This is a genomic window from Paenarthrobacter sp. PPS72 (genome assembly GCF_048537125.1).
Taxonomy (GTDB): Bacteria; Actinomycetota; Actinomycetes; order Actinomycetales; family Micrococcaceae; genus Arthrobacter; species Arthrobacter nitroguajacolicus_E.
Map to the genome: position 1 here is coordinate 1 of NZ_JBLYIE010000122.1, position 1,379 is coordinate 1,379.

The 1,379-nt window shown below is 61.9% G+C and carries 1 protein-coding gene; it reads right to left on the reverse strand.

Going from position 1 to position 1,379, the window contains the following annotated elements; genetic code table 11:
- Positions 1–407: 407 nt before the first annotated feature.
- Positions 408–1,073 (reverse strand): tyrosine-type recombinase/integrase, encoded by a 666-nt coding sequence (locus ACLRGI_RS23385; protein ID WP_419203818.1) that lies wholly within the window; start codon positions 1,071–1,073, stop codon positions 408–410.
- Positions 1,074–1,379: the final 306 nt, after the last annotated feature.

Here is a 1,379-nt window from a genome sequence, read left to right on the forward strand (position 1 = left end):
GACCACGGAACACAACCGGCAGCAAGGCCGGGAACTCCCTCACGCCCTCAGACCGAAACCCTGACCAGGATCAGAACGATCCCACCCAATCAAAACCCGCCCGGTGGATCGAGGCTTAGCCGGCTTAGGTTGGGCCAACCAGTCCTCGAAGGCCACTGCCGCACTGGATTTCCGCCAGGAACTCCTGCACCCGGGACACAGCCCGGCCTCCGGCATCAGGACAGTGCAGCCGGTCTTGCTGCATACCGTGAGTCTTGTATCCCTCGCATCGATGGCAGGAAGGAAAACGAGCGATTCGTCGTCGAACTCGGACGGCCTCCATCCCTTGGCAATACGAGTGCCAAGGAAAGAGCTCCACGTGACCTCCGAGTCCTCGTCGCGTGTCCCGACAGGGACTGCTGCGACGGTCATTCTGTCGGCCTCAACTCGATGGCCCGCGGGACGAGTGCGGCCAGGGCAGCCTTGGCCGCAGGTTCAAGCCCGTGCGTATAGACCCGCGTTGATTCAATGCTTCGGTGTCCCAGCAGATACTGGACGACGTCCAGGTCCTGCCGGTCACAGTCGATGCCGCGCACGAGTCGGGTGGCGAAGGTGTGCCGGAGCATATGGGGGCGCGTGAGGGGAATGCCAATTTTGTCCCCCACCCGCTTCACGAGGTCGTAGGCATTGGAATACGTCATGGCCCGTCCGAGGTAGTCGTTTTCCCTGTCGTACAAATTCACGAAAACATGCTTTGAATGATCGTCCAGCCCCAGAACCGCTGAGCGTTCCAGGACGTAATCGACGTAGCGCTCGACCAGCGGCGGGGTCACGTGGAGCGTGCGCTCGGCGCCCTTGGAGCGTGCCCCGTTCTCGGTGGGATGGCCCATCACGACATGGAAGTGAGGATCCACGGTCCGGCACCCCAGCTCAGGGGATCCTCCTCCGAAGTGCATGTCGCCTGAGAAGAGCGAGAGCGCCTCTCCGACCCGGATACCCATGTAATAGAGGAGGTCGATCAGGAACCGGTTGCGGGCAGTCAGGCCCAGAGTTTCCAGCCTTCGCCGGGCACCAGGGTCGTCAATCCATTCCAATTCCTTGGCTGTTGACCGGGCCTTGGTCCGGTAGAACGTCGTTTTTACGTCGCCTTCGCAGTAGGTGGCCATGCCGAACAGGTTGCCGATTGCGTCGGCGGTGCGGGTTCCGGCGACCATGACAAGGGGCCACTGGCCTAGGTGTATTGACCACGGACGTTAGGAACGTTCGGCGTGGTTAGGTGACAAAAAGACTGTCTCTTATACACATCTCCGAGCCCACGAGACATTGATACTGATCTGGGGGGGGGGGGTTTTTTTTTTGAGGAGGGGGGGGGGGGGGGGGGGGGGGGGGGGGGGGGGGGG